General features: G+C 68.4%; 13 protein-coding genes. 5 read left to right on the top strand and 8 right to left on the bottom strand.

The annotated features are described in order from the left end of the window. The 4 genes from AC559T_RS00065 to AC559T_RS00050 all read right to left on the bottom strand — a co-directional run. Nucleotides 1–4,091, bottom strand: a 4,091-nt coding sequence (locus AC559T_RS00065) for an AMP-binding protein (protein ID WP_498867301.1), incomplete at its 3' end; no start/stop codon positions are given. Between the two features lie 220 nt (nucleotides 4,092–4,311). Next, on the bottom strand, nucleotides 4,312–4,974 hold the full coding sequence (locus AC559T_RS00060) for an HAD-IA family hydrolase (RefSeq protein ID WP_498867304.1): 663 nt from the start codon (nucleotides 4,972–4,974) through the stop codon (nucleotides 4,312–4,314). A 47-nt stretch (nucleotides 4,975–5,021) separates the two neighbouring features. Further along, entirely contained in the window at nucleotides 5,022–6,218 is a 1,197-nt protein-coding gene (locus tag AC559T_RS00055; protein ID WP_498867300.1) for a Gfo/Idh/MocA family protein, read from the bottom strand. Beyond that, nucleotides 6,215–7,378, bottom strand: a complete 1,164-nt coding sequence (locus AC559T_RS00050; RefSeq protein WP_498867299.1) for an aminotransferase class I/II-fold pyridoxal phosphate-dependent enzyme — start codon at nucleotides 7,376–7,378, stop codon at nucleotides 6,215–6,217. The genes AC559T_RS00055 and AC559T_RS00050 overlap by 4 nt, the downstream gene beginning before the upstream one ends. A 751-nt stretch (nucleotides 7,379–8,129) precedes the next feature. Here AC559T_RS00050 and AC559T_RS00045 point away from each other — a divergent pair. The 4 genes from AC559T_RS00045 (at nucleotide 8,130) to AC559T_RS00030 (ending at nucleotide 13,179) form a co-directional block, all read left to right on the top strand. Beyond that, nucleotides 8,130–8,570 (top strand): transposase family protein, encoded by a 441-nt coding sequence (locus AC559T_RS00045; RefSeq protein ID WP_498867298.1) that lies wholly within the window; start codon nucleotides 8,130–8,132, stop codon nucleotides 8,568–8,570. Between the two features lie 821 nt (nucleotides 8,571–9,391). Continuing rightward, nucleotides 9,392–10,183 (top strand): AfsR/SARP family transcriptional regulator, encoded by a 792-nt coding sequence (locus tag AC559T_RS00040; RefSeq protein ID WP_498867297.1) that lies wholly within the window; start codon nucleotides 9,392–9,394, stop codon nucleotides 10,181–10,183. Between the two features lie 172 nt (nucleotides 10,184–10,355). Then, nucleotides 10,356–11,870, top strand: coding sequence for an ISKra4 family transposase (locus tag AC559T_RS00035; RefSeq protein WP_498867303.1), 1,515 nt, complete (start codon nucleotides 10,356–10,358; stop codon nucleotides 11,868–11,870). 424 nt (nucleotides 11,871–12,294) lie between these two features. Next, nucleotides 12,295–13,179, top strand: a complete 885-nt coding sequence (locus AC559T_RS00030; RefSeq protein WP_498867296.1) for an ATP-binding protein — start codon at nucleotides 12,295–12,297, stop codon at nucleotides 13,177–13,179. Nucleotides 13,180–13,414: 235 nt separating this feature from the next. Here the strand turns inward: AC559T_RS00030 and AC559T_RS00025 are convergent, their stop codons facing one another. From AC559T_RS00025 to AC559T_RS00015, 3 genes are all read right to left on the bottom strand, one after another. Beyond that, complete coding sequence (locus AC559T_RS00025; protein WP_498867295.1) at nucleotides 13,415–13,552, bottom strand: hypothetical protein; 138 nt, start codon at nucleotides 13,550–13,552, stop codon at nucleotides 13,415–13,417. Between the two features lie 53 nt (nucleotides 13,553–13,605). Then, entirely contained in the window at nucleotides 13,606–14,478 is an 873-nt protein-coding gene (locus AC559T_RS00020) for an alpha/beta fold hydrolase (RefSeq protein ID WP_498867294.1), read from the bottom strand. A gap of 70 nt (nucleotides 14,479–14,548) precedes the next feature. After that, complete coding sequence (locus AC559T_RS00015; RefSeq protein WP_498867293.1) at nucleotides 14,549–14,896, bottom strand: helix-turn-helix domain-containing protein; 348 nt, start codon at nucleotides 14,894–14,896, stop codon at nucleotides 14,549–14,551. Nucleotides 14,897–15,336: 440 nt separating this feature from the next. Between AC559T_RS00015 and AC559T_RS00010 the strand changes: the two genes are divergently transcribed. Next, on the top strand, nucleotides 15,337–15,825 hold the full coding sequence (locus AC559T_RS00010; RefSeq protein ID WP_498867292.1) for a hypothetical protein: 489 nt from the start codon (nucleotides 15,337–15,339) through the stop codon (nucleotides 15,823–15,825). 917 nt (nucleotides 15,826–16,742) lie between these two features. Here AC559T_RS00010 and AC559T_RS00005 read toward each other — a convergent pair. Beyond that, nucleotides 16,743–21,011 (bottom strand): nSTAND1 domain-containing NTPase, encoded by a 4,269-nt coding sequence (locus AC559T_RS00005; protein ID WP_498867302.1) that lies wholly within the window; start codon nucleotides 21,009–21,011, stop codon nucleotides 16,743–16,745. Nucleotides 21,012–21,710 lie beyond the last annotated feature (699 nt).

Raw genomic sequence — 21,710 nt, 5'->3', positions numbered from 1 at the left:
CAGCCGGTGCCGTCGGCGGCGTCCGCGTACGCCTTGCACCGCCCGTCCGCGGCCAGCCCGCCCTGCCGCGAAAAGTCGACAAACACCTCCGGCGTGGCCATCACCGCTACCCCGCCGGCCAATGCCAGCGACGATTCACCCGACCGCAAGGACCCCACTGCCAGATGCAACGCTACCAACGACGAGGAGCAGGCGGTGTCCACCGTTATCGCCGGGCCTTCCAGACCGAGCACATAAGACACCCGGCCCGACGCGACACTGCCGGCGGTGCCGATACTCAGATAGCCTTCGAGGCTCCCAGCTGCAACGGTGTTTCCGCGCGCATAGTCGTGATGCATCAGGCCGGTGAAGACCCCGACCGGCTCCCCCCGTAGCGAACGCGGATCAACCCCCGCGCGTTCCAACGCCTCCCACGACGCCTCCAGCAACAGCCGCTGCTGGGGGTCCATCGCCAACGCCTCCCGCGGCGAAATCCCAAACAACCCCGCGTCAAACCCTGCCACGTCCCTCAAGAACCCACCGGACCGAGTGAAGGAGGACCCAACCGGACCGCCCCCTTCAGCCTCGGCATCGCCCCCGTCCGAAGCAGCGGACAACGCGTCCAGGTCCCAACCCCGATCAGCCGGGAAATCCGACACCATATCCATTCCCCCGGCCACCACATCCCACAGGTCCTCGGGAGAAGCCACCCCACCCGGCAACCGGCAGGCCATTCCCACAATCGCAATCGGCTCGGCTGGCTCCGGGCGCCGGACAAGAGTCCGCGCCGACGCCGCGTCAGGGACGCTCCCGAGCAGCTCGCGGCGCAGTTCGCGGGCTAGCTCCAGCGGGGTGGGATGGTCGAAGGCGACGGTGACCGCCAGCCGCAGCCCGGTGCTCGCGGTCAGCCGGTTGCGCAGCTCGACGGTGGTCACCGAGGTAAGGCCCAGGTCCCGGAAGGCGGTCCCGGCGGCCACCGCGTTCGCGCCGGCACCACCGGTGACCTGGGCCACTTCGGTCCGGACCAGCGTCGTGAGCAGACGCAGGCCGTCGGTCTCGGAAAGGTCCGCCAACCGCGCCCGCAGCGCTTCCGCGACGGAGTCATCCGGGGCACGGGCGGGAACCCCGACGTCGAGCAGGTCGCACAGCGGCGGGGGCGGGGCGGTGCCGGCGAGCGCGGCGACGTCGGGGCGCAGCGCGGCGAGCACGCCGTGGGCGGCCCCGAGCGCCGCGCCGAGCAGAGCCGTGCCCTCCCGAGCGCGCAGGGCACCGGCGCCGGGAAGCTCAGGCAGACCGCTGCCGTCCCACGGACCCCAGCTCAGGCTGGTAGCGCGCAGCCCGCGGGCGGCGCAGTGCTGGGCGAGCGCGGCGAAGAACATGCTGACCGCGGCCCGCTCGGTCTGTCCCACCCCACCGAGCAGGCCCGCGGCCGAGGAGCACAGGACGAACGTTCGAATATGCGTGCTCATCGTCAGGTCGTGCAGGTTGAGAGCGGCGGCCATGGCATGCACCAGCCGCCGCTCGCGCCCTTCGTCGTCCGAGTCGCCGGCATGGTGCTGGCCGTCGGGACCGTCGATGTCCGACACGTGGAACACGGCGGAGGCCGCGCGCATGTGACGCCCCAGCACCGCGGTGACCACTGCCGGGTCGGCGAGGTCGCAGGCAACGTGCGTGACCGCTGCCCCGGTGCCGGCCAACTCGGCACGCAACACCTCGGCCGGATGGTCTGCAGGCCCGTCCACTCCTGGGCGGCCCGCGGGCCGCGGGCGGCTGACGAGCAGCAAACGACGCGTGCCGGCAGCGGTGGCGAGATAGCGGGCGACTGCGGCCCCGACCGGCCCGTCCGCACCGGTGACGACGACTGTCCGCAGCGGGTCGATGGGCGGGTTTCCGTCTGCCGCCGCCTCCGCGACAGCGTCGGCCACGGGAACCCGGGCGAGCCGGGGCAGCAGTACCACCCCCTGGCGCACGGCGGCCTGCGGCTCGCCGGAGTCCACGAGGGTCGGCAGAGCCGCCGCCGCCGCCGGGTCGTCCACCGTGAGGTCGAACAACACGAGGCGGCCCGGGTGCTCAGTCTGCAGCACTCGGAGCAGCCCCCAGAGGGGGGCGTGGATGAGGTTCTCCACGTCGTCGTCCGGACGGACCGCCACCGCGCCTCGAGTGGCCACCACCAGCTTCCCGGCGGCCATCCGCTCCTGGGCAAGCCAGTCCGCGAGCTGGCCGGCGAGCACGGTAACCGCCCGGGCCGCCTCCTCGGCAGGAGCCCCCGCACTACCGAGGACGGACCCGCAACTCAGAATTGTCACATCCGGTACGTCTGCGCCCTGTTCCACCGCCTGGATCAGGGCGGCGAGGTCAGGGTGACGGGTGACAGCGAACCCGGCCCCGGTAAGCACCGGCAGAAACCCGAACGCGTCGGAGCCGGCGATCGCCCACTGCGGCCCACCGCCGCGGGGGGTGGAACGCGACGGCAGGGGGATGAGCCCGGGGGAGGTCACGGACGGGCGAGGGATCCAGTCCATCCGGAACAGCGTCTCATGGTGCCCACTGTTCGTGGCACGCAGCCGCGCCCGACGGTCCAGCAGAACGTGACGGGTGATCTTGCCGGAGGCGGTGCGCGGAATGCTGTCGATCTCGTAGAGCTCCTCGGGCACCTTGTAGTACGACAGCTGCTCCCTGCAGGCCGCGAGGAGCCGGTCGGGTGCCAAGCCCTCTGGGCCCGGCACCAGGAACGCCACCGGTACCTCGCCAAGCAGCTCGTGCGGGCGCCCGACCACCGCGACGTCGGCCACGCCGGGAACAGCGCGCAGCACCTCTTCCACCTCGCCGGGGTGGATGTTCTCGCCGCCGCGGATGATGAGCTCCTTGATCCGCCCGGTGATGGTGAGGTACCCCGCGTCGTCCTGGCGTGCGAGGTCACCTGTCCGGTACCAGCCGTCGCGCAGCGCGGCGGCTGTCGCCTCCGGCTGGTTGTGGTAGGAGACCATCACGCTCGGGCCCCGGACCCACACCTCGCCCTCCTGGCCGGCGGGCATGTCCAGACCGGTCTCCGGGTCGACCAGACGCACTCCCAGACCGGGGACGGGCAGGCCGCAGGAGCCCTCGACCCGCGTGCCGGTCGGCCAGTTGATCGTGATGGAGCCGCACGTCTCGGTGCTGCCGTAGGCGTCCAGCAGTGGGGCGCCGAACGTCTCCTCGAATTCCCGGCGCAGCTCGGCGGTGGTGATGGCCCCGCCGACCAGGCACATCCGCAGGCTCGGCGCGGTGAAAGCGCGCTTGCGTGCCTCCCGTACCAAGTAGTGGTACATCGTCGGAACGCCGGCGAGAAACGTGGCGTTGTCGCGGCGGATCGCGGTGAGCACCTCGTCGGCGGCGAAGCCGTCGAGAACCCGCGCGCTGGCGCCGACCGCGGTCACCGCGAGCACACAGGCGATGTGCGACAGACTGTGGAACAGCGGCAGCGGCCAGACAACCCGGTCCTGCTCGGACAGACCCGGAATCGGCACATAGCAGGCGGCTACCGACCACAGGCAGCTCCGCTGGGTGGACAGCACTCCCTTGGGTCGTCCCGTCGTGCCCGACGTGTAGAGCATCCAGGCGACGTCGTCGAGTCCCAGGTCGTCGCGGGCCGGCGAGCGGGCCGGCACGCCAGCAAGCGCCCCGAACGACAGGGCCCCGGCCGGGGCCGCCGCGGGCAGGGCGGCGTCGCCGGTCACCAGCACCCGCACCGCGGGCCGGTCCCGCAGGACGCGGGCGACCAGGTCGATGCGGGCGGGATCGGTAACGACCAGGCGGGCGCCGCTGTCGTCAAGCAGGTAGCCGAGCTCCGCCTCGGTGACCCGCGGGTTGATCGGCACCCCCACCACGGCGGCGCGGGTGAATGCCAGGTAGCTCTCGACGGCCTCGACGCAGTTGCCGAGCACGATCGCCCCCCGGTCGCCCGGTTGCAGCCGCAGGTCGGCGAGGTGGCCGGCCAGCCAGCCGGTGCGCCGGTCCAGATCCGCATAGGTGACGGAGCGCCGGGCGTCCTGAAAAGCGATCCGATCACCGAATCGGGCGGAGTTCCGGCGCAGCAGGTCCGGCAACGGTCGGATCAGCTCGGTGCGCAGCATTTCACGTTCCTCCGTCGGTGCGGCCAGCCGCTGCGATGCCGCGCAGATGTTCAGCGCGGCCCGGCAGCAGCAATGCAACATTCATCAGTCTCACCGAGAAGAGTGGATTCACTTCCCCTGTGTGTCCCCTGCACCACCCCTGTTCCGGCCAGGCCTCGACAACGCCCGCGCAGCCGGTCTGCAGGCTTGACCGTCGCCCGTGAACGACACCCTTACCCGCTCACCTGTCGGGTCGGGCGGGTCGGACGGGCAGGAAAGCGAGCAGCTCGCCAGGCCGGCGCAGGACGAGATCCGGCCCGGCGGCGAGCAGCTCGGCCTCGTCCGGCCCGCACCACAGCGCGGCGGCGGAGCGGGCACCCGCGCCCTGCGCGCTGCGCATGTCGGTGACCGCGTCACCGATCATCACGGCTTCGGAGGGTCCGGCGCCCAGCAGCTCCAAGGCCCGCAGCACGATGTCCGGCGCCGGTTTCGGGCGCGCCACCTCGTCCGAGCCGATCACGTGGTGGAACCAGCGCAGCAGGCCAAGGTGGTCCAGCAGGCCGCGGGCCCGGTCTCCGCTTTTGCCGGTGGCCACCGCGAGCCGATACCCACGGCCGCGCAGGCCGACGAGCAGGTCCACCACCCCGGGGTAGACGACGATCTGGTCGCGCAGCCGATGGCTCTCCCGGACGAACGGCTCCTCCATCCCTGCTGGCAGACCCATGATCCGCATGATGTCCGGGAAGAAGCGCCCCTGGTGGCGGTGGTACTCTGCGAACGGCGCCGGGCCCGGGCCGACGACCTCGGCGTAGGCGACCTGGAAGGCCTGCCGCATCACCTGGAAGCTGTCCACCACCACGCCATCAAGGTCGAACACGACGGCGCTGGTGAAAGCCCAGGACACGCTTCCGCCGGGGCCACCCGAAAGCCCGGACGGAGCGGCAGCGCGGCTCACCGAGGGTTCCCTGATCCGGCCCCGGCGGGCGCGGCGGGCGGCCGACGTGCGGAGTCGTAGAGCCGCTCGATCGCGTGGACTGCCCGGAGGGCCTCGGCGACCGCTCGCCCCCGGCTGCCCGGGTCGGCAAGCAGAGCGGGCAGCTCGTCGATCTGACGCAGATACTCAGCGCCCACCGGCTCGGCGGCGACCGGCACCTCGGCGGTCTCGCCGTCCCGGACATGTGTCAGCACCGATCCGTCCCGGCGGTTCGAGCTGAAGCCGAAGGTACAGGTCAACTGAGCTGTACCCGCACCGCCCTCGACCTTGATCACGGTGCTGTCCAGTGCTTCGTGGGAGGCCCAGCACGCCTGCAGCGACACTGAGACGCCGCTGTCGGTGATCAGGAATCCGCGAGCGGTGTCCTCGACGTCCCCAAACCGGCCGGCGGCCAGTTGGTCCCGCCCGACGGTGCGCCAGGCGGCCCCGTGCGCCCCGTCGCCGAGAAAGTCCGCGGAAACGGTACCCACCACCTGCTCGAAGACGGCTGAGCCCAGCAGTGGGGCCGCCACGTCGAGCAGGTGCCAGCCCAGGTCGAGCAGCGCTCCGCCGCCGGACCGCCGGGCGTCGGTGAACCAGCCGCCGGCGTCCGGGATGCCTCGGGCCCGCACCCAGCCGAGGGAGACGTGGCGGAGTGGGCCGCAGTGGGCCGAGAGATCGTAGAGAGCACGGACGTCCGCCCTGTGGCGTGCCGCGCTGCCAGCGAGCAGGACCGCCCCGCCCTCCTGCTCGGCCGCCGCCAGCTCGGCAGCCTCCGCCGAGCTGAGGCACACCGGCTTCTCCAGGAACACCGACACGCCGCCTGCAAGCAGGGCGCCCGCGATGCGGCTGTGCAGATGGTTCGGGACAGCGACCACCGCGAGGTCGATCTCGTCCGGGCGCAGCAGCGACGGATCGTCCAGCACCCGTATGCCGGCGGCACCCGCTGGGTCCATGGCGAGCGCGGCCCGGGCCTGCGGGTCGATGTCGACAGCGGCGGCGACAGTGAACCGCGGATGCGTGTTCAGCCGCGGCAGCCAGATCGACCGGCCGGCCCAGCCGAGCCCGACAATCGCGACCCGGACAGGAGCGGTGTCGCCGGCGACCGGCGGGTGGGCGGCCGCCTTGGCGACCGAGAACCCTTCGGTCGAGGGGGCCTCCGTCCGAACGCTCATCGCCTGCCTCGGGCCTCGGCCACCGTCCAGTCGATGATCTCGGCGACTTCGTGCATCTGCGCCACGGTGCCGAGCAGCGTTCGGTGGTGCAACCATATGCCGTCAGCGCCGAGCGCCTCGGCGTTCGGGCAGCGCTGGGCGAGCTCATCCACGGTCATCGCCGGCGCGCCGGTTTCCCAGAAGCCGTCGGAGCGGTAGATGACGCGGAAGGCGGCAAAAGCCGGCAGGCCCCGATCCACGAGCCGGTCGACCAGCTCGTTGCGCTGCTGCTCGGCAATGCCAGGAACGCGGAACATCGCCATGTAGTGCGGCCGGCGGGTGGCCCTGGGGTCACGGCCCTGCGGGACGACGCCGGGGATCCGCGCCAGCAGTCCGGACAGCAGCGGCCAGCGCTCTTCCCTGATCTCGATCTGCCCGTCGAGCCGACGCAGCTGCGCGCGCAGCACCGCTGCGGAGAACTCGTTCAGCCGAAAGTTGGAACCCGAGGTCTGATGACGGTAATACCGGTCGGAGCGGGGACGGCCACAACTGTGTCGGAGGAACGCCTCCTCCCGCAGCCCGGCATCCGGGAAGAGCACGGCGCCGCCCTCCCCGGCGGTCATGAGCTTTCCGTTCTGGAAGCTGAACGCGGCCACCGTGTCCAGCTCCCCGATCCGGCGGCCCTGCCACTGCGCGCCGTGCGCATGCGCGGCGTCCTGGATGAGCGGGACACCGGTATCGGCGGAGATCTTCGCCAGCGCGTCCATGTCCGCGACCTCGCCGGCGATGTGCACCGGCATGATCGCCGCAGTCCGCGCGGTGACGGCCGCCGCCGCGGCCGCCGGATCCAGGTTGTAGGTGACCGGGTCGATGTCGACTGGTACGGCGACGGCACCGAGCCGCTGGGCCGCCTGAGACGACGAGATGAAGGTGAACGCGGGGACAATCACTTCGGAGCCTGGCCCGACCCCGAGGACCTGCAGGGCGAGTTCGAGCGCGTGCGTGCCGTTGGTGACAGCCAGTCCGAACTCGGAGCCGTGGTAGTGAGCAAACTCCGCCTCGAAGGCGTCGACCTCGCCGCCGCCCATCCGCCACCACTGGCCCTGTTCGAGCGCGCGCAGCAGGCCTGCACGCTCGGTGTCGTCGTACTGCGGCCAGACCGGCAGCCGTGATCTCAACATCGGAGCAGCGTTCACTGATTCCCCTCGTTTCGCGATGATGTCTGGGTTCACACGGACTGGTCGGCAAGTTCGGTTCGGCAAATTCTCCGAAAACAGCCGCCACCGGCCGGGCCGGGACGAGTGATGTCCGCTCATCCCCGGTGGTCCGCCGTCGCGCGATGACGACAAATAGCCGGTGAAGGAAGACGAATCCGGCAGAGACCGAATCTCTCGCAGGCTACCGGGGGCCGCTTCCCAACGTCAGCCCCGTAGCCACCCCCTGACACACCCCGGCGGGATGACCGGAAACGAGCGGGCCCATCAACGGAAGATCAGGGTTGAAAGACACTGATAGTCGCCGCCGGGGCGGTGTCGATAAACGGATCACGCCAGTACCGCAATGGCGCTTGGGTCGGCCAGGGCGGCGGCGGGTTTGCTGGGTAGCTGCTCGTGGACTTGCCCGAGGACCCTTGGCGGGAGGGAGGTGTGAAGGTCGGTCGGGCTCGGGTCCTGCAGCAGGACGGGCATGACCATCGAGTGATCACGGAGGTTCCCAGGCCATCCTGATCGTCCCAAGGTGTCATGCCCGCCGCGTCATGATCTCTGTCTGCCCCTGTTCTGGATCGGCTGGTTTCGACCGCGGCCGTCCTGGTTTCCCAGCCGGTGCCGCCCGCAGGGCCGCTGGCGGTGTTCCCGCAGGTCACCGACCCGCGGGAAACGCCACGGGAGACGGCATGGACTCCCGGTCCTGCTCACGCTGGCGACATGCGCGGTGCTGGCGGGCGCCCGGTCGTTCACCGCGGTCGCCGAGTGGGCCGCCGACGCGGGCGACGGTGTGTGGTCGACGTTGGGGATCGTGCGGGTTCCGGACGCCTCGACGTTCCGCCGGGTCTTCGCCCCGCTCGACGCCGACGCGTTGGACATCGCTCTCGGGGCCTGGGTCTCCGCCGCGACCACACCGGCCCGGGGACAGCGGCGCCGGGTCGCGGGCGACGGAAAGACCCTGCGCGGCTCATGCCACGGCGAAACCTCCGGCCGGCACCTACTCGCCGCCGTCGACCAGCACCACGCCATCGTGCTCGCCCAGCGCACGGTCGACACCCCGAACCCGACCTCCTCGCCCGCGCACCCGCGATCAGTCAGATCGACAAAGGCTCAGCGGCTCGATCCGCGCCCACGCAGCGTCGGTGAGCCCAGGACGGCCGACCACTGATCTCGAAGGCGACCCCGGCGATCTCGGCCTACCAGAAGAGAATGGATCAAGCCGACAGAGGGAGGCCAATCGATCACCTTACGTTATCATCTTAATGATTTTGACCTTTCACCATAAAGACCGACAACGCTACCCTGAGTAGCCAGTCGGCCATCACTCCTTCAGCAATCGGCGATCGAGCTGCATATTTTCAGCTGGATGTTCTCTGCGACTAAAGAATGATGTGCAATCGACACATAGAGTAACGATGTGACCCACAACACTTCTCGCATCTTTTTGCCAGTCAGCAGCCTTACATCTTCACCCTCCGTAGCAAGATTACGATCTCGACACTAGCCACCTCTTCGACAAGTACAATTTGTTGACACTCCTCAGCCTGTCACATAGCCTGCCCACGGTGAGACGATTGTGCCCTGATGACAAGCTCCGACCGAAGATCTCAATGGCGTCAATGGGCGCGTTCTATGCCGGCTCCCGCAGCCAGACGACTGAGAGCGAACACCCGAGCTGCTCACCACGACAGAAGCCAGGCGCTGGAACCCGGACAAGGTCCCACGCGCCCTGTTCACAGTCGTTTTCGACAGCTGTACCACGCCAGCTCGGTGTTCCGAAGGATACGCGCCAGATTCTCGCCGGCAGGACGCTCGACAACTGGGACCCGACTATTCCCCCGATCCACACCCCAACCCAGCAGGCCCTGCATGTTCTCGAATGGGTCCACCGTCGGGAAGATCTCGCCGACGCCGGCCTGACCAGCATCGGCGTGACGTTTCCACCTAAAACCTTCGGTCGGACCGTCGCCGAGCAGGGAAAGAGGAACTGTGAAATTCAGCGTCCTGGGACCATTGAAAATCACTCAAGATGGCACACCGATTCAAATAGGTGGATTGAACCAGCGAGCAACTCTTGGCTACCTTCTTTTGTACGCCAACGAAACCGTGGGAGTGAGCCAGCTCGTGAGAGCGCTGTGGGGCGAAAGCGAGCCACGAACAGCACGCAAGATGCTACACAACGCAGTGGCGGGTCTCCGTCGCACGCTCTCGTTGCAGGCCGACTCGCCGTCCGCTCCGCAACTACTCACCAATGCACCTGGCTATGCGCTCCGGGTCGGAGATGGCGATGTCGATCTGGCGCGCTTCCGGATCGCGGCGGCCCATGGTCACGCACTCGTGGCCGCAGGCTCCTGGCAATATGCATCCGTGACGCTACGGGAAGCGCTTGCTCTGTGGCGGGGTAACGCACTGGCCGACCTCGTCGAAGAAGGAATCCATTGGCCGGAGCTGGCCGCGGTGCAGAATTCCAGACTCGCTGTGATCGAGGACTGGAGCGATGCCGAGATTAACAACGGTATTTACCACGAGGTGATCGACGTACTGTCGAGCGTGGTCGAGATCGACCCACTGCGAGAACGGTCCTGCCATCAGCTGATGCTGGCCCTGTACCGCTCCGGCAGGCAGGCGGACGCACTCGGTGTCTACCGACGCACGCGCACCATTCTGCTGGAACGGTTCGGCCTCGACCCTGGCCGCGAGTTGCAGCAGCTGGAGCATGCGATCCTCAATCACGACCCCGTGCTTGACGGTGTCAGTGCCGACCGCTATGCCTCTCGCTGAGTCCGATATGGGTGTAGTTCCGGCTGAGTGAGATCGTTGCGCTAATGATCTCTGGGCGGCGCGCTGCTATTGATCAAGGAAGAAGCTCCTTCTCGCTACGTTCCGTGGTGACGAAACCAGTGGGACGTGACAGCAAGAAGGAGCCTGCGTGTCAGGGTACGAGGAGCCGGCCGTGCCGCCGCCGGCGGGCCCGTTCACCGAGGCCAGAGTGCGGTACTTCGCGCTCGAGGCGCTGCTCGCCGGTGCGGAGGCTCGCTCTGGCAGGCACGACGAGGTCGAGGAACTGATCGACCGGCATGGCCGCGAGGTCCTGCGGGCGCTGTTCCAGGGCCATCTTGACCTGCGGGCACGTGAGGAGGAGCGGGCTGACCCGCCGCCGGTCGGCGCCGACGGTGTGACCCGTACCCGGACCGAGCGCGGCCATGACCGGCGGCTGGTGTCCCAGTTCGGGCAGGTCACGGTCAGCCGCCACGCCTACCGCGCGGCGGGAGTGGGCAACCTGCATCCCGCGGATGCGGCGCTGAACCTGCCGGCGGGGCTGTACTCGCACACGCTCGCGCGCAGGCTCGCCCTGGAGGTGACCCGGGGCTCGTTCGGCGACGCGGTCGACGCGGTCGCCCGCGCGACCGGCCAGGTCCTGGGTAAACGGCTCGCCGTCGAGCTCGTCCGCGGCCTGGCCGCCGACGTTGATGCCTTCTACGCCCAGGCGCGGCCCGAGGTCAGCCCCGCCGGTCGGCTGCTGGTCCTCCAGTTCGATGGCAAGGGCATCGTCATGCGTCCCGAAGCGCTGCGCCCGGCGACCGCGAAGGCCGCCGGGGCGGCCACCCACCGGCTGTCCACCCGCCTGTCTCCGGGTGAGAAGGCCAACCGCAAACGGATGGCCGAGATCGCGGTCGTGCACGACATCACCCCGGCGCCGCGCACCGTCGACGACGTCATCGCCCGCCGTCCCCGCTCGAAGGCCGGGGCCGACGAGACACCGCAGCCACGGGCGGACGGGCCGAAGGCCACCGGGAAGTGGCTGACCGCCTCCGTTGTCGACGACATCGCCACCGTCATCACGGCCGGCTTCGATGAGGCCGAACGGCGCGACCCCCACCACCAGCGGACCTGGGTCGTGCTCGTCGACGGGAACAACACTCAGATCGAGGCGATCCGCACCGAGGCGACACGCCGCAAGGCGGCGGTCACCATCGTGGTCGACTTCGTCCACGTCCTCGAATACATCTGGACCGCGGCCTGGTCGTTCTTCGACAAGGGTGACCCCGACGCGGAGGACTGGGTCCACGCGCAGGCCCGAGGCGTGCTCGCCGGCCGGGCAAACGCGATCGCCTCCGGCTTCCGCCGCCGCGCGACCCGCAACCACTACAACGCCACCGAACGCAAGGGCGCCGACACCGCAGCCGACTACCTCGACGCCAAGGCCTCCTACCTGCGCTACGACCTCGCGCTCGCGAACGGCTGGCCGATCGCTACCGGCGTCGTCGAGGGCTCCTGCCGACACCTGGTCAAGGACCGTTTCGACATCACCGGAGCGAGATGGGGCCTCGACGGCGCCGAAGCCGTCCTCCTTCTCCGCGCCGTCGTCACCAACGGCGACTTCGACGCCTACTGGGCCTACCACCTCGACCAGGAACAACACCGCAACCATCACAGCAAGTTCGCCGAAACCTACACACCGACATGATCAAGCCACTTGGCGAGAACTACACCCGTCCGATATGCCGCAAGGGTGAGCGCATACGCACCCAAACGCACCTGGTAATTTTCCTTTCGGTCGCCCTCCGTGGTCCGCGCCGGCGGACGGGGTGGCGCCGTGTGGCATTCGTGGGCGAAGCGACTTTTTGACGGGAAGCCACGGGACATGCTCGCGGCCGGCGATCTGGGCGCTTTTCGCATAGTCGCCCAGCTGTCCAGGAATCCCTCGTGGCGGCTGCGAGGGTGAGGTAGAGGCGCCCCAGATGACGTCGTCGAGATAGTCGACGCGAACTGGCTTGTTCCAGTGGACCGACGCGGTGGAAGATGCTCTCGGGTTCGTCCGCAGGCACAGCCTGCACGGCGCCGACATCACCCCCGTCCGACGAACAGACCGGTGGAACCTGCCTCCGGTCGTGGCCCGGGAAGCGGTCGTCAACGCGGTGGCACACGCCGACTACCGGCAGCGCGGCGCGCCCATCCGCATCGCGGTCTTCGACGACCGCCTCGAAGTCGAGAGCCCCGGCCTGCTGCAGTTCGGACTGACAGTCGACGACATCCGCCGCGGAGTGTCCAAACTGCGCAACCGGTTCATCGGCCGGGCCTTCCACTCACTGCGGCTGACAGAGCAGTGGGGCAGCGGCATCCAACGGATTACCACCGCCTGCCTCGACGCAGCGCTCCCCCTGCCAGACCTCGAAGAGATCGGCACCCGGTTCCGCGTCACACTGTGGACCCAGCGCATCCAATCACCGACCCTGGACAACAGGGACCGCGCGATCCTCGCGGCCATCCCGACCGGCGGCGCGCTCACCAGCGAAATCGCCAACGCCATCGAGCTGTCCACCCGCGCGACGAGGACCAGGCTCATCAAACTGGTCGACCGTGGACTCGTCCGTGAACTCGGCGCTGGTCGGCGGGCCCGAAGCGACGCAACTACCGCTCTCCGTATCCGACCCGGCAGCGCCGACAAGTCGTATACGCACCGGCTACGCATCCTCGGGGCATCCACCGACACCGAAAGAACCGATCTTCCAACTCAGAAACAAGCTCTGAAGAGCACTGCTTCCGAGCGCTTCCGAGCCCGGACGCTCCGCCGTGGCTCAAGAGCGCCCAGCGTTCCGGTTCCCGGTGTAGCCGGCTCGGCGGATCTTCGCGTGGGCGGGTTCGACGGACACGGTCGGGCCGTTGACCTGCAGGTTCAGGTTCGCATTAGTGCTGGTTGGGTTGCACTGGTCACCATGACCATCGGTGTGACCTGGACATACAGCCCGTCAGCCCTCCTTCGCCGCCGAAATTAATGCGAACCTCCTCGGCGTAACCGCTCGCATGCGGAGCGCGGCGACCACGGGTCCACACGGTCCGCTCTCGCGCCCATCCATCCGACAGCCGGATCTCCAGGCTGCTTCATCGGAGGACAGCGAAGCCCGGAACAGCATCGTCAACCTGTCCGCATAAGGCACACGATGGACGACGACGAAAGATAGTCGTAGCTGCCGGCGTGCTCCCCGCCAAGGGCGTGGGCAGACACGATGGTTACGGCCGCCAGAGGTCGAGCCTGATGTCATGGGTGCGCTCGGAGAACCGGCCGGTCGCCGAGGTCTCGTGCAGAAGTCCGCGCAGGTCGCGCTCGAACGCCTCCCGCCGGTTACCAATCACCCCGCCGAGGGGCATCCACAGCCCGGATAGCGAGACCGACCGACATCTCCACTCTTGGTTTTGGCGGGTCAGCCGAGTAGGAACTCGAGGATGGGCTGGGTCTGGCCGGTGATACTGTGTGCGACGCCGGGAAGGATGGTCACGGTGGCGTGTGGAACGGTATGCGCCACCCGCTGGGCGGTCTCGTGGGAGTCAAGCATCGCGTCGCGCTCGCCGACGATCACGAGCATCGGCATGGTCAAGCGGTGCAGGGCATCGTCGGAGAACAGGGGTAGTCGCTCGATGCGAGGTTTGAAATGGGCGGCGGTCAGCATTACGTAGTCGATGAACTCCTGGGTACGCGAGGTGTCGAGGCCGGCGGCGGTTTGTATCGTCGAGAAGTCGATCCCGGCCACCGTTTTTAGCGTCTTTCGCCGGCCCCATTTCCCGAACGGGCGCAACAGTATCGCCTTGGGCAACCAGCCCATCTTCTGCTTGCCGAGGCCACCCGGGCACAGGACGACCAGGTGGTCCACGCGGTCTGGCCGTCGCGTGGCGTAGTCCAGTGCCAGCCACCCGCCGAGTGAGGCTCCGACGACGGCTGTGCGCGTGATTCCCAGCGCCCCGAGCACGTCGTCCAGCCACAGCGCATATGCCTCGGAGTTCAGCGGGGGACGCGCGGGTGCGCTCAAACCCGGCTCGCCGATCAGGTCGACTGCGTAGACGCGGAAGTGCTCTGCCCACGCCGGGACGTCGCTCATCCAGATTGCCGCGTTGGTCCCCGAACCGTGCAGCAGCAGGAGAGGCGGCGCACCCGGAGGGCCGGACACCACGACGAAGGTCTCCCCTTCCCGCGTCGACAGGTGCAGGTGCTCGGCCGGCACCGGCCAACCGTTGAGGATCTCGGCGTAGCGCCGCTGGATCTCGTTTCCGCCGGCCTCGGTCTTGTAGATGGTGCTCACGACTCGAGCACCGCCTGGACGTACTCCAGCAGCCGCACGGTGTCGTCGATGCCACCCAGGATAATGATCTTCATGCGTGCCCGTTCTCGTCGTAGACGGTTTCGATCCGTACGGGTGTGTCTCGCCGATGGGCGACGGCGCCCGTGAGCAGGGTGCTCACCCGGCTCGCTGTGCCGGGGCTGACCACCTCGACCTCGACGATGCTCGACACCCCGACGTGCCGCTGGCGCGCGGCCGTCTCCCAAGCGGGCAGCGACAGCGAACGGCCGGTGAAGACTTCGAGGTCCTCGTGCGCGATCCGGTACTGCTTACCGATCCGTACCGCCTTCAGCTGCCCGCCACGCACGTATCCGCGCACGGTCCGCACATGCAGGCCCAGCAGGTCAGCGACCCGATCAACCGAGTAGAGATGTTCCACAAACGCAGCTTAACATGCCTTCATACAGAGTTGTTTAGGTAACGATAGGGCTTCGGCTTGCCCTCTGGCTCGACTGCCCGTCCGGCGACGTCGTGGCGCAGCGCCCCGTGGCCGGCGGCGTCGAGACTCATGAACCGAGACTCATGAACGCGGGCTGGCGATCCGGGCCGGAGAGTCGGAGAGGGAGCGTACGGGCAGCTCTGCGGCGATCGGAGCCTCAACGGCATCGGGCGGGCGAGGGCACTCCGGCTCGCCGCGTATGGCGCGTCCGTGGTGAGTACCCGCGCGGAGTCGGCGCATCGCCCTCCCGGAACGCCTGCTGACCGTTATGAGCGGTCTCCACGCGCAGCGCAATTGGCGCATCGCAACGCACGCTTCTGACATGGCCGGCGTCGCCAACCCTCAGACGCCCTCCGGGCGGCTTCTGGCAGGCTAGCCCAATGGGCGCATCCTGCCTTGAGCACGCGGAGCTGTTGACCGTCGCCATGGACCACGGGCAGTTCTACCTGTGCACAGGCTTCTGGGACGGGCTGGATGTTGTCAGCACCGTCCACCGTGCGATCGCGGGAGACGGGATCGCCCAGGACGGTCCACTGCTGGTCGTCCTGTCACCCCACCAGAACAACTTCGCGATGTCCCTGCGATCCGAACGGTGGACCGATGAACCCCCGAACGACCTCGCGGACTGGCAGGAAGCGTTCCACGCGTCGCTCGACGTCGACGACTTCGGACTCCACTGGATGTCCACGACCGTGGGGGAAGCCACTCTTGAGGCGCCACCTGGTCAGTACGTCATTCGGATCGCCGGCCGCGGATTCGTGCAACGCGGCTGGCCCGGCTCGACGACCCCCGGCGATGTATGGCGCCTCCAGCTCTGGCCGTGCGTACGCGGCCCGAAACCGGCACGGTTGAAATCCTGGACCAACTGATCCACCTCAGCTCCGCCACCTCGGCGTGTCGGCCCGAGGGATCGCCAGCCATGGTGGCCGGTGCCGGGCCCAGGCCCGGCACCGGCGGACGAGCGACCATGCGGCGGGGCCGCACACTGATCTACTCCGCCGTGCCCCGGCACGCGGGCGCGAGTGGCCCCTCTACCGCGAGCGGATGCCGAGCGGAGCGGGCTCCGGCATCGAACCGTGCCCGGATGCCCCACCGAGCTACCCGACCTTCGCAGCGTTCGTATTGCCGGCGTAGCCGTCGCGCCGGATCTTCGCGTGGACAGGCCCCACTGACACTGCCGGGCCGTTGACCTGCAGGTTCAGGTTCGCATTAGTGCTGGTTGGGTGCACTGGTCACCGCGACCAACGGTGCGACCTGGGCATTTGGCCAGATCAGGATCTTGGCGACCAGCACTAATGCGAACCTCCATAGTGTGGCTGTCCACATGCGTAGCGCAGCTGTGGTGCCCGTGCCAGTCCAGAGATGCCACGCTTGTCCGTCCAGCGACGGTGAACGATCAGGTGGTGCTCGGGCCAGCCTGACATGCCGGTGCCGGCCGCCGCTTCCCACAGCGGCGGCCGGCACCGGCCTACCTCGGCCCCCAGGACAGGCCACAAAGCGCCGATCGGCCGGCTCGGTACTCTGGCGGCTACGCTCGCTGGTCGTGGAGGACGTGGCAAACGAGGGTGACCGGATCCGGCTCACGGCGCTGGGACCTGCGCAACTCCGGCACTCCGACCTCGGCGGACCGGCGCCGGCGGGATCCTCGCCAAACGGGCGCGGACTGTCACCTGGCGGCGGGAGGAAGCCGGACACGAAAGGCGGCGCGTTCATGATTCCGCCGTCAGACCTTCAGACCCCGCTGCTCGGCAGTCGCACCTGCGGGGCCACGGCGTCTACTCTCGTGTCAGCATGTCGTTTGATAGGGGATCCCGGGCACCTCGTTCAGCCACTCGGTAGCCGACAGCCCTCGACCGGCGGCGCTACAGGCCCAGGTTCGCAAAACACCGTTGTCAAGGTCGGAAATGCGCTGGATGTCGTAAAGCCAGAGTGCACGCTCATCGCTGATGGCGGAATGGTTGCTGCTGATGGTCGCGAGGCTCCCGCCGCGTGGATGGAACACGACCGCTCCGAGACTCCTGCCCTCAAGATCTGCCGTTCGAGTCGGATTCTTCGGGTCGTGCACGTCGTAGATCCGCAGCCGACCCACATCCGCGGTGGCACCGATCGAGTCAGGGATGTGGCTGGTAGCGACCAGCCGGCGGCTGTCGGGGCTGAACGCCACCGCGCCGAGGTCCTGATCGTCATCGATGCTGGTGACGAGAGCGGGAGAACCGAGACCGTGAAGGGCGTAGAGCCGTAGCCGTCCACCGCCTCTGCCTTCGCCAACGAAGCTGGTGGTGGCGAGCAGGTCGCCGTCAGGACTGAACTTGACATCGCCGGGATGTTGGTCATCGTCGATGCTCACGACGCGGGCCGGGGACTCGGGACGGCGGATGTCGTACAGCAGCAGCCGCCCGCCGCTGCCGGCGAAGACGCTGCTGACAGCGGCAAGTGTGCTGCCGTCTGGGCTGAAGGCAACCCCTGCGAAGCTCTGATCGCTGTCGACGCTGGCGGCGAGTACTGGCTTGCGCGGGTCGCGAACGTCGTAGAGTCTCAGCAGGCCGTGCCCGCCAACTCCCGTGGTGTTGCTGATCGTCGCGAGGATCCTGCCGTCCGGGCTGAACTCGATCCCGACCGGCTGGCGGTCATCGTCCATGCTGGCGACGGGGTCCAACCGGTGCGGGCCGGCGAACGTGTACAGCCGCACCAGCCCACCGTTCCCGGTGCCGCTGTTGATGTAGCTGATGGTCGCGATGACATGACCGTCGGGGCGGAAGGCCACCCCGTCGGGATTCAGTCCGTCGTTCATGACGACAGTGGGGGTCGGAGCACGAGGGTTCTGGATGTCGAAGATTCGGAGCTTTCCTTTGCCATCGGAACCGGTGTAACTAACGGTGGCGAGGACGTCGCCGTCAGGGCCGAATGCGACTCCGTCGAGGGCCGGGTCGCTCACTGTGGCGTCGAGAACCGGCGTATGAGGATCATCTAGGTCGTAGATCCGCCCGCCGTGAGTGGCGAGGGTACGGCCATCGGGACCGACTTTCACCCCGTTGAGGATGGGGTCGTTCATGCTGGCCATAAGAGTCGGAGTGCGGGGATCGCCGAGGTCGTACAGCCGCAGCCATCCTCCGTTCGCATTGCCGGGGATATCGCTGGTGGTCACGAGAGTACGGCCGTCCGGGCTGAACGCCACGCCGTCGAAGTTCTTTTCGTTGGTGATACCGGCGGTGAGGGTCGGGGCGCGGGGGTCACGGACATCGTAAAGAGTCACACCGCCACCGCCGGCCGCGGCAAGTGTTCCACCCTCCGGGCTGAACGCCACCCGGCTGTAGACGTGGCCGTCGTCGACGGTGACGATGACGGCCGGAGCACGGGGATCGCGGACGTCGTAGAGACGGACCTGGCTTCCGCTGATGTCACCGCCGATGTCGCTGAGGCTGGCGAGCGTGCGGCCGTCGGGACCGAACGTGATCCCGTTGGGAGCGAGGATGTTCGGCTCCTCGATGGTCGCGATCAGCGGCAGCTGAGGATCATGGATGTCGTACAGGCGCAGGAGCCCCCCGACGGCACCATTACCGGACACCGCGAGAGTGTGACCGTCCGGACTGATCGCGATCCCGCTGAATCCCGCGCCAGCCAATCGTGGGGGGCCACCGAAAGCGGCCATGAAAGTGGCGGTGAGAGTGGCGGTGGAATCGTGGATGTCGTACAGCCGTACCTGCGCTCCGCCGTCGGCGGAGCCGCCGGCCACGAGGGTGCGGCCGTCCGGGCTGAACTCGACCGCACCGAGATCCGGGCCACCGTCGATGTTCGTGATGAGGACCGGTTTGTGGATGTTTCCGATGTCGTACAACCGCAGCCGGTACTCCTCGGTCTCAAGAAGATAGCCGGCGGTGGCGAGTAGATGGCCGACCGGGCTCAGCGCGACTCCTACGAGAGACTCGTCGGAGTCGACCGCGCTGACCCAGGGGGCACGGTTGAGCGCGCTCGCGAGATCGCTGCGGGTGTCAAACGTGGACACCATCCACTCGGCGGCGATATTCAGCCGGAGAGCCGTTATGGGATCGCGGGCGCGGATCTGATCCGCCCGAGCGAGCAGGGCGCGGGCGGCGGCCAGATCGCGTTGTCTGAGTGCCTCCTGCCGCTGCCGGCCGGTGCTGATCCACTGGATCGTGGTGGTGATCCCGCCAGCTGTGACGAGGAGCAGAAGAACTGTCAGGACGGCCACGATTCGTCGTCGACGTCGCTGGCCATGGCGGCGGCTGGCGGTGAGGAAGGCCCGGCTGGCGGGAGTGAGCTCGTCGCGGTGCAGGGCGGTGAGGACCGCGACGGCGAGGGCAAGGCTCCACAGCCGGCTGCTTGGCTGACCGGCGCGCTGCCAGTCGGCGGCGGCGCCTTCTGCCTGCGTGCGTTGCCGAAGCCGGTCGGAGGCGCTGGCAACCGCCTCGGCTAACGGAGGCCAGGCGTTGAGTAGCCGCTCGTGGGAGACCTCGACCGTCACAGCTCCCCCACCGGAAGCGTCGACCGTGAGGAGCCGGCGCGCGACAAAGGGCGTCAGCATGGCACGCACGGTGTCGGACAGCTGGTCGAGTCCGACCCGCCGGCGACTGGGCCTGCCATCCGCGTCGACCTCCACCAGTTGCAGCAGAGCGGCCAGCACTTGTTCCGCGCCGGTCCCGACGACGGTGCCGCTGGCGGAGGCACCGGCGCTGGCTCTGCCGCTGGCTGTGGCTTCGGTGAGGGCGGCGTCGGCGTGTTCGACAAGGGCGCCGCGGACTCCGCCGGTGGCGGCATACAGGGCTGCGGTCAGCACGGTCGTGCCGGTCTCCCTGGCCCTCGCGTACAGCCGTTGCAGTGTGTAGGCCAGCAGCGGCAGGGCTTGTCCGTCCCCGGTGTCGGTGACCATCCGGGCGACCAGTTCCTCGTCGACCGTCAGCCCAGCCAGCCGCGCCGGCATCGTGATCACCAGCGGAAGAAGCTCGCGGCTGAGCGGGCTGAGCGCATCGACGCGTAGGTGCAGCTCGGCGGGAGCGGCCGCTTCGATGAGGCGGTCGACGAACTCGGAGCGAAGCGTCGCCACCGCCCGTACGGGCCCGCCTGTCGCCTCGGCCAGCAGGCCCAGAAACGCGCGCTGTTCGTCCGGGCCGGTGCGTAGCAGAAGCTCCTCTGCCTGGTCGATGACGAGAAGTATCCGCCGCGCCGGCGAGGACGCCGCCAGCAGCTCCTCGGCGATCTCCCGCATGTCGCCGGCGGCGAGGCGGTCGGCCAGCGAGCCGGCCTGCCAGTCCATTCCGTGCTCCGCACCGGCCGCCGCGAGCACCGCGGCCAGGGCGACCACCGGCCTACCGGCCGGTACCAGCGGACGTAACACCAACCAGTCCTCGTCCCTGTCCAAGGTGGGTGCGAGACCGGCCGCGACCAACGACGACTTTCCGCACCCCGAGGGTCCGATCACCACCAGTAATCCCGCCATGTCCCCGGCGGGGGACCTCAGCTTGTCTGCCAGCAACCGGATTTCCTCGTCCCGGCCCTTGAAGACCTCTGCCCTGCTCGCATCGAATGCCGCCAGCCCGGGAAACGGTGACCGGCCGGGCCGCCACACCGCATCTCGGGCCACCGGGCCCCCCGGGAAATGCGGCGCCGCGGACGGCATGCGGCTGCCGGGAAAGGTCGGGGAGTTCTCAGGTTTCGCCCGCAGACCGGCCGCCGCCGCCTGAAGCCGACGGCTGGCCTCCTGCCGTTCCAGACCGAACAGGTCGATCCCGACCACCTGCCCCAACAGGCCGGGCTGGGGGCAGTCCTCCACCCGCACCACCAGCAACCCGCGGTCGGCCCCGGACGGGTCCCTCGCCCATGCGGCCTGCCACTCCGCCTCGCGGTACGCCGAGGTCAGATATGCCTCTGACAACACAGCCAGCGTCCGCGTCGCGTTCATTGCCGCCTGGTGCATCTCGTGGACGAAATGCGATCCCGGCCGGAAGTCCCATGACTGGAGCACAACAGGATGTCCAGCTTCCTCGAGCTGCCAGGCCACCCATTCGGCCCAAGCACGATCCGCTTCCGCGTACGACACGAAGAAATCGACGCCATCATCAGCAGGCACAGCGCAGTCATCCCCCCGCCAGCCCGAAGCCGACCAGTGCCGCGAGATCCGACCACCTGGCGGGTCTCGCTGGCAGCGATTCTGCCACCATCAGTCGCCCACCAACTGAGCGGCTGAGCGGCGGAGCCGATGACCACGCGAACCAATAGGAGATCTGGCCACCCAACGTAACTCCTGCCGGCTGAGACTCAGGAACGCCCAGCGTTCCGGTTCCCAACGTAGCCGGTCCGACGAATCTTCGCGTGGACAGGTTCGATGGACACGATCAGGCCGTTGACCTGCAGGTTCAGGTTCGCATTAATGCTGGTTGGGTGCACTGGTCACCGCGACCATTGGTGCGACCTGGGTATTTGGCCAGATCGGGCATCCTGGCGACCAGCACCAATGCGAACCTCCATAGCGTGACCTTCAACATACGGAGCGCAGCACCCGCTCGGGTGCCTGTACAGCGCTCCCGCCTGTCCATCCGGAAACGGTGAACGGCCAGCATTCGGCAGATGAGCGCGTGCCGCTTGCCGGAAGGCGACGTGGTTGTCACGCTCTGCCGGCGACGAGGTAGTCGAAGGCGGGCGGCGGGCCGACCGCGTGTTCCAGGGTTTCGATGACCTTGCGGGGGTTGTCATACGGACCTGACTGGTAGAACGGCTTGCCGTCTCTGCCGAAGGTGAT

Source organism: Frankia sp. Hr75.2, assembly GCF_949319125.1.
GTDB classification, from domain to species: domain Bacteria; phylum Actinomycetota; class Actinomycetes; order Frankiales; family Frankiaceae; genus Parafrankia; species Parafrankia soli.
Note: the sequence above shows the minus strand (reverse complement) of the source record. Positions and strands in the feature narration are given on the sequence as shown.